The organism is Comamonas sp. B-9, from assembly GCF_000410635.1.
Lineage (GTDB): Bacteria > Pseudomonadota > Gammaproteobacteria > Burkholderiales > Burkholderiaceae_C > Comamonas.
This window is the reverse complement of the sequence record NZ_KE148576.1, coordinates 25,652-32,350: the sequence shown is the minus strand read 5'-3', so window position 1 is coordinate 32,350 and position 6,699 is coordinate 25,652. Positions and strand designations below refer to the sequence as shown.

The window sequence follows — 6,699 nt, the reverse complement described above, 5'->3', positions numbered from 1 at the left end:
GGCAGGACAGCGCCACTTCCAGGCCGCCGCCCAGTGCCGGGCCATGGATGGCGGCCACAACGAGCTTGTCGCTGTTTTCCAGCTCCACCAGCACATCGGGCAGGCTGGGCGGCATCGCGGGCTTGCCGAACTCACGGATATCGGCACCGGCAATAAAGGCCTTGCCACTGCCCACCAGCAAGATGGCCTGGACCTGCGCATCGCTGCGCGCCTGGGCCACGGCATCGGCCAGGCCTTGGCGCACGGCCTGGCTCAAGGCGTTGACGGGGGGGTTCTGGATGGTGACGACCAATACCTGCCCTTCGCGGGCAAGGCTCACCACCGCAGCGTTCTCTGCGCTCATGCATGTCTCCTGGTTGTTCAATCGAAAACGGGTTGCGAACCATTGTCAGTGCAACTAGGCTTATTTGACAATCACATAGAGGATTGACAGACTGTCAAAAGAAATTGGACAATCGCATCCCATGGACCACAACGCCCTCATCTTGCTGGTGGAAATCATCGACTCCGGCAACCTCAGCCGCGCCGCCGCCAAGCTCAAGATGAGCCGCGCCAATGTCAGCTACCACCTGGGCCAGCTGGAGAAATCGGTGGGCGTGCAGCTGGTGCGCCGCACCACGCGCCGGGTCGAGCCCACCGAGGTGGGCCTGCGCCTGTATGAGCATGGCCGCAGCATCCGCAATGAGTTGGCCGCCGCCAGCGAAACCATCCGTAGCCTGGGCAAGGGCCTGCAAGGCCGGGTCGGGCTGGCGGTTCCCAGCGGCTATGGCCAGCTGGTGATGAGCGACTGGCTGATCGCCTTCAAGCGCCTCTACCCCGACATCGTGCTCGATGTGATCTTTGAGAACCGGGTCGACAACCTGGTGCGCGACGAAGTGGACATTGCGGTGCGGGTGCTGCCCACGCCGCCGGACAACCTGGTGGCCCGCCACATGGGCGAGATGAACTATGTGGCCTGCGCCAGCATCGACTATGCCGGCCAGAACATGCTGCCCCAGCAGCCCGAGGACCTGCGCCATGTGCCGCTGATCACCAGCGGTGTGGTCGGCAAGCAGCTGCTGGTGCGCGCCTACCAGGGCGAGCTGCGCAAGGAGATCCGGCTCGAGCCCAGCCTTATCTCCGAGCATTTTCCGTTTCTGCGCCAGGGCATCATGGCCGGCCTGGGCGTGGGCATCGTGCCCGACTATGTGATCCGCGCCGAGGTCGAGCGCGGCGAGGTCGTCACCACCTTGCGCGACTGGCGGCTGAGCATTTTTGGCAACCACATGTACCTGCTGTGGATGCCCAACCGCCACCAGACCAAGGCCGTGCGCACGATGATCAGCTTTTTGCTCGAGCAGTCGCAGCAGGCCGGCAACCTGCCTGCGCTGGGCTGAGCGGCGCAGCACCCCCTTCATTCGCATACCAACGCCGAGTCGCCCGCAGCACGCCTGCGAGCGCGACTTGCGCCCTGCAATCAGGTTCCCGTCAGGTAAGCGCCCTTAAGGTGGCGGCGCCTGCGTGCGTGCCCATCCTGGCTCTCATGCGCGCCGGCATGGAACCACACAGGATTGAACCGAATGAAAATGACAAGAGACATCCATGACATCGTCGGCGGCCTGCTGATGTCAGCAGCAGGCCTGTTCTTTGCGCTTTACGGGCGCGAATACAACTTTGGCAGTGCCGATCGCATGGGGCCGGGCTACTTCCCGGTCGTGCTGGGCTGGCTGCTGTTTGGCCTGGGCCTGCTGCTGGCGATACCCGCCTGGTGGCGCCAGGGCAGCCCCATCGTGCTGCAGTGGGGCAACCTGTTCTGGTCGGTGGCCAGCCTGCTGGCCTTTGCGCTGTTGCTCTACCCGCTGGGCGTGGCGCTGGCCGCGCTGGTGGCCAGCCTGGTCGCGCTGCTTGCGACCAAGATGAGCCTGCGCACGCGCCTGCTGGTGAGCCTGGCCGTGGCTGCGCTGACCACGGTCATCTTTCCCATTGGTCTACGCATGACCTTGCCCATCTGGCCCTGAGCCCGGCACTGACAAAGGATCTCTATGGATTTGCTTGGAAACCTCTGGATGGGCCTCAATGTGGTGGCCGATCCCTCGACGCTCTGGTACTGCTTCCTGGGTGTCTTTTTGGGCACCGTCGTTGGCGTGCTGCCCGGCATTGGTGCGCTGGCCGCCATCTCGCTGCTGCTGCCCTTTACCTACCATATGTCGCCCACGGCGGCGATCATCATGCTGGCCGGGGTCTACTACGGCGCGCAGTATGGCGGCTCCACCGCCTCCATTTTGCTGAACCTGCCGGGCTCACCGTCCTCGGCGGTCACCTGTCTGGACGGCTACCCGATGGCGCGCAAAGGCAAGGCCGGGGTGGCGCTCTTTGTCACAACGATTGCCTCGCTGGTCGGCGCGATGTCGGGCCTGATCCTGCTGGTGCTGTTCTCGCCGGCGATCTCCAAGATCGGTCTGCAGTTTGGCCCCACCGAGTTCTTCTCGATGATGCTGCTGGGCCTGGTGGCCGCCTCGTCGATGAGCGCCGGCTCGGCCACCAAGGGCCTGTGTATGGTGGTCTTCGGCCTGCTGCTGGGCATGATCGGCACCGATGTGAACTCGGGCGTGGCACGCTACTCCTTTGACATCCCCGAGCTGATGGACGGTGTCAACCTGGTGGCACTGGCGATGGGCCTGTTTGGCGTGGCCGAGGTGATCCGCTGCATCAACCTGGCCGATGCCAACCAGAAGCCCGACAAGGTCACCCTGCGCTCGATGGTGCCTGAGCGCGAAGAGTTCCGCGCCACCATCAAGCCGATGCTGCGCGGCTCGGCGCTGGGCTCGTTCCTGGGCGCACTGCCGGGCGTGGGCCCGTCGATCGCGTCCTTCATGTCCTATGCGATTGAAAAGCGCGTGGCCAAGGACCCGAGCCGCTTTGGCCATGGCGCCATCGAAGGCATCACCGCGCCCGAGTCGGCCAACAATGCGGCGGCGCAAACCGCCTTTGTGCCCTCGCTGTCCATCGGTATTCCGGGTGACGCGGTGATGGCCGTGATGCTGGGCGCGCTGATCATCCACGGTATCCAGCCCGGCCCGATGCTGATGACCGAGCAGCCTGAGCTGTTCTGGGGGCTGATCGTCAGCTTTGCAATCGGCAATATCTTCCTGGTGATCCTGAACCTGCCCACCATCGGGCTGTGGGTCGCGCTGCTGCGCATTCCGTTTGCCTGGATGTACCCAGCGATCCTGGTCTTTGTCGCGCTGGGCGTCTACAGCGTCAACAACAACCTGTTCGACATCTACATGGTGGCCGTGCTGGGCATCATCGGCTATGTGCTGATGGTGCTGCGCTTTGAAGCGGCGCCGCTGCTGCTGGGTTATATCCTGGGGCCGATGCTCGAAGAAAACCTGCGCCGCGCGATGCTGCTCTCGCGTGGCGATGCCTCGGTGTTCTTCAACCGCCCGATCAGCGCCTCCTTGCTGGCATTGACGGCGGCGATCCTGCTGTGGGCCATCTGGTCGGGCGTGCGCAAATCGCGCAAGGAAGCCCGGGCCTTTGCCCAGGCGCAAGACAGTGCTGTACCCGCTGCGGCATCGTCCTGACCGTTTGCACTCCAGTGTGCGCCTGTTCCAGCCTTCCGGCCGGAACAGGCTTTTTTCTGGCTGCGCCACTTTGCTTTTGCTAGTCTTGGGCCATGCGAATTCTTGTGATTGAAGACGACGCGGTGCTGCGCGATGTGGTGGTCAGCAGCCTGCGCGATGCGGGCCACCATGTGGACCAGGCGGCCGACCTGGGTGCGGCCGAGCACTGGTGGCGGGTGCAGCGCTTTGATGCCATCTTGCTCGACCTGAACCTGCCCCGCAGCGCCGTGCGCGGCAGTGCGATGGGCAGCGGCCTGGCCCTGCTGCAGCAGGCGCGGCGCCGTGGCGACAACACGCCGGTGCTGGTGCTCACCGCCCGCAACCAGACCCCGGACCGCATCGCCGGCCTGGACAGCGGCGCCGACGACTACCTGGGCAAGCCTTTTGAGCTGGCCGAGGTCGAGGCCCGGCTGCGCGCCCTGGTGCGCCGCGCGATTGGCACCCAGGATGTATCGACCGTGGGCCAGCTCAGCCTGGAGCGCAACAACCGGCGCTTTCGCGTCGGTGCGCAGCCGCTGGACCTGCCCGCGCGCGAGTTCGAAGTGCTGTGGGAGCTGATGAGCCCGCCCGGCCGCGCAGTGAGCAAGCGCAGTCTGTCGGACAAGCTTTCGGGCTATGACGATGCGCTGGGCGACAACGCGCTCGAAGCCTTTATCTCGCGGCTGCGCAAAAAGCTGCAGCACAGCGGCGCAGCCATCCGCACGCTGCGCGGCATTGGCTACCTGATCGAGGCCGACAGCGGCGATGCCGCATGAGCACCACCGCCACCACCACATCCACCACGGCCCGCTCCAGCCCGCTGCCATCGCTGCGCATGCGCGTGCTGCGCCATGTGCGCTGGCCGCTGGTCTGGACCTGGCTGCTGGGCACCGTGTTCATGATGGCGCTGGCCAACCATTTCACCCAAAGTGCCTTTGACCGCGCGCTGCTCGATGACGCCTATGCAATAGCCTCGCACCTGCGCGCCGATGACGAGGGCGAGGTGGCCCTGCAGCTGACCGACAGCGAGCTCAAGGCCGCCCTCTTCGACCAGGCCGAGTATGTGTACTACGCCGTCTACCGCGCCGACGGCAGCCAGCTGGCCGGCGAGCCGCTGCCGCTCTTGCCCTGGGACGAGAGCGAGCCAGTGAGCTACCGCGAGACCCTCTACAACGGTCAGCTGGTGCGGGCCGTGGCGCTGCGCAGCGCCGTGGGCGAGCAGCAGCTGAGCATCGTGATGATGCACACCACGCGGGTGCGCGACAGCCTTATCCAGCATTTGTTCCTCTATGCCGCGATACCGCAGCTCACCCTGCTGGTGCTGCTGCTGTGGTGGCTGCACCACCGCATTGGCCAGGACATGGCGCCGCTCGCTGCGCTGGAACGGTCGCTGTCGCGGCGCGATGCCCAGGACCTGGCGCCCATCCCCCCCAGCGCGCCGGCGACCACGCGCGAGATCGAGCAGCTGCGCCAGACCACCAATGCGCTGCTCGCCCGTATTGCCGACAACGTCGAGACCCAGCGCGAGTTTGCCGGCAATGTGGCCCATGAGGTACGCACGCCGCTGGCCGGCATCAAGGCGCTGGCCGACTATGGCCTGGGCCATGCCGACCCTGCCGTGCAGCAGCAGCAACTGCAGCGCATCTCCGACAGCGTGGCACGTGCCAGCCACCTGGTGGACCAGCTGCTGCTATTGGCGCTGAGCGATGAGGCCAGCGCCGTGCAGCTGGCGCCAGTCGCCGCTGCCGAGCAGGTGCAGCAGGCGGTGCTGCGCCACTGGGATGCCGCCAGCCGCGCTCGGATCGACCTGGGTGCCGAGGGCCTGGACACGGCCTGGGCCGAGCAGCTGCGCATCGCCGCCGATGCCAACCTGCTCGCGGCCATGCTCGACAACCTGATCCTCAATGCGCTGCGCTACGGCGGCCAGTCGGTCACCGTGGCCTTGCAGGCCGCCGACGATGGCTGCAGCGCCGAGCTGGCCGTCATCGACGATGGCCCGGGCATGAGCGAGGAACAATGCCATGCCGCCATGCAGCGCTGGCAGCAAGGGCCCAGCGGCCAGTCGCTCGGCCAGGGTGCAGGCCTCGGCCTGGCGATTGTGGCCAAGCTGGCCCATCTGCAGCAGGCGCGGTTCCGGCTTTCGCCGCGCTCAGAGGGCGCAGGACTGCGTGCCAGCCTGGTCTTCAGTGCAGTACAAAATCGCGCACCTGGGGAGCCTTAGCCAGCGGCGCCTCGCCCAGCATCTCCAGCACCGACGACTCAATGCCGTAGACCATCGCATCGAGCGCCAGGTCATTGGCCTCCATGCCAAAGGGGTGCTCCAGCTCGGCGCCCAGCGCCTCCAGCGCAAAGAAGGTGTAGGCGACAAAGCAGACGATCACCGGCGTCATCGTGCCGATGGAGTCCAGCAGGCCAAAGGGCAGCAAAAAGCAGTAGATATAGATGCTGCGGTGCAGGATCACCGAATAGGTGAACGGAATCGGCGTGCTGGCAATACGCTCGCAGCCGCCCAGCGCACTGCCCAGCCGCGCCAGCGCCTGCTCGAACACGGGCACCACGGCCGGCGCAATGCGGCCCTGCAGGCATTGCTCACCCACCCAGCGCTGCACCAGCAGCATGGCCATAGCGGCAGGAAAGCGCGCCTCGCTGATCTGCTGCACCTCGCCCGGCGGCAGGAAGAGCGCCAGATCGGCACGCGCATCACTGCCGCGCAGCTGGTGCTTGAGCGCATAGGCAAAGGCGCAGAGGCGCAGCACCAGCACGCGCGTCTGTGCGCGGTCCTGGGTCAGGCCCAGCGCCTGGGCCGCCAGGTGCCGGCTCTCGACCAGCAACACGCCCCAGAGCGTGCGCGCCTCCCAAAAGCGCGCATACGAGGTGCTGTTTCTAAAACCCAGAAAGATCGCCAGGGTCAGGCCGATCAGCGAGAACGGCACAAAGTTCAGCGGCACCTTCCAGCTCAGGATGGAGCCGTGCAGCAGCGTGGCCACCACCGCGAGGATGGTGATGAGGATCAGCTGCGGCGTGATCGCCGGCAGGATGGAGCCGCGCCACACAAACAGCATGCGCAGCCAATGCAAGGGAGGACGGACGATCATGGCCGGTATTGTCCTGCTCG

At 65.8% G+C, this 6,699-nt stretch carries 7 protein-coding genes; 5 read left to right on the top strand and 2 right to left on the bottom strand.

The features are described from left to right. Window positions 1-343 (bottom strand): enoyl-CoA hydratase/isomerase family protein (locus H928_RS33320; protein ID WP_043339959.1); only part of this gene is annotated, 343 nt, incomplete at its 3' end. Window positions 344-464: 121 nt separating this feature from the next. On the opposite strand from H928_RS33320, the gene H928_RS0112875 reads away from it, so the two are divergent. The 5 genes from H928_RS0112875 to H928_RS0112855 all read left to right on the top strand — a co-directional run bounded on the left by H928_RS0112875 (window position 465) and on the right by H928_RS0112855 (window position 5,805). After that, window positions 465-1,376 carry a LysR family transcriptional regulator gene (locus tag H928_RS0112875; RefSeq protein ID WP_021026880.1) on the top strand — a complete coding sequence of 304 codons (912 nt, stop codon included), beginning with the start codon at window positions 465-467 and terminating at the stop codon, window positions 1,374-1,376. Window positions 1,377-1,559: 183 nt separating this feature from the next. Further along, window positions 1,560-1,997, top strand: a complete 438-nt coding sequence (locus H928_RS0112870; RefSeq protein WP_043339957.1) for a tripartite tricarboxylate transporter TctB family protein — start codon at window positions 1,560-1,562, stop codon at window positions 1,995-1,997. A 24-nt stretch (window positions 1,998-2,021) separates the two neighbouring features. Beyond that, window positions 2,022-3,566: a tripartite tricarboxylate transporter permease gene (locus H928_RS0112865; protein WP_027010902.1), complete on the top strand. Its 1,545-nt coding sequence runs from the start codon at window positions 2,022-2,024 to the stop codon at window positions 3,564-3,566. 92 nt (window positions 3,567-3,658) lie between these two features. Next, complete coding sequence (locus H928_RS0112860) at window positions 3,659-4,360, top strand: response regulator transcription factor (protein WP_021026879.1); 702 nt, start codon at window positions 3,659-3,661, stop codon at window positions 4,358-4,360. Further along, entirely contained in the window at window positions 4,357-5,805 is a 1,449-nt protein-coding gene (locus tag H928_RS0112855; protein ID WP_021026878.1) for a sensor histidine kinase, read from the top strand. The genes H928_RS0112860 and H928_RS0112855 overlap by 4 nt, the downstream gene beginning before the upstream one ends. Here H928_RS0112855 and H928_RS0112850 read toward each other — a convergent pair. Further along, window positions 5,768-6,679, bottom strand: a complete 912-nt coding sequence (locus H928_RS0112850; protein WP_021026877.1) for a bestrophin family ion channel — start codon at window positions 6,677-6,679, stop codon at window positions 5,768-5,770. The two genes, H928_RS0112855 and H928_RS0112850, sit on opposite strands and share 38 nt — an antisense overlap. Window positions 6,680-6,699: the final 20 nt, after the last annotated feature.

Coding starts and splice junctions, on each gene's coding strand:
- H928_RS0112875 (WP_021026880.1), top strand. CDS start 465: ATGGACCACAACGCCCTCATCTTGCTGGTGGAAATCATCGACTCCGGC.
- H928_RS0112870 (WP_043339957.1), top strand. CDS start 1,560: ATGAAAATGACAAGAGACATCCATGACATCGTCGGCGGCCTGCTGATG.
- H928_RS0112865 (WP_027010902.1), top strand. CDS start 2,022: ATGGATTTGCTTGGAAACCTCTGGATGGGCCTCAATGTGGTGGCCGAT.
- H928_RS0112860 (WP_021026879.1), top strand. CDS start 3,659: ATGCGAATTCTTGTGATTGAAGACGACGCGGTGCTGCGCGATGTGGTG.
- H928_RS0112855 (WP_021026878.1), top strand. CDS start 4,357: ATGAGCACCACCGCCACCACCACATCCACCACGGCCCGCTCCAGCCCG.
- H928_RS0112850 (WP_021026877.1), bottom strand. CDS start 6,679: ATGATCGTCCGTCCTCCCTTGCATTGGCTGCGCATGCTGTTTGTGTGG.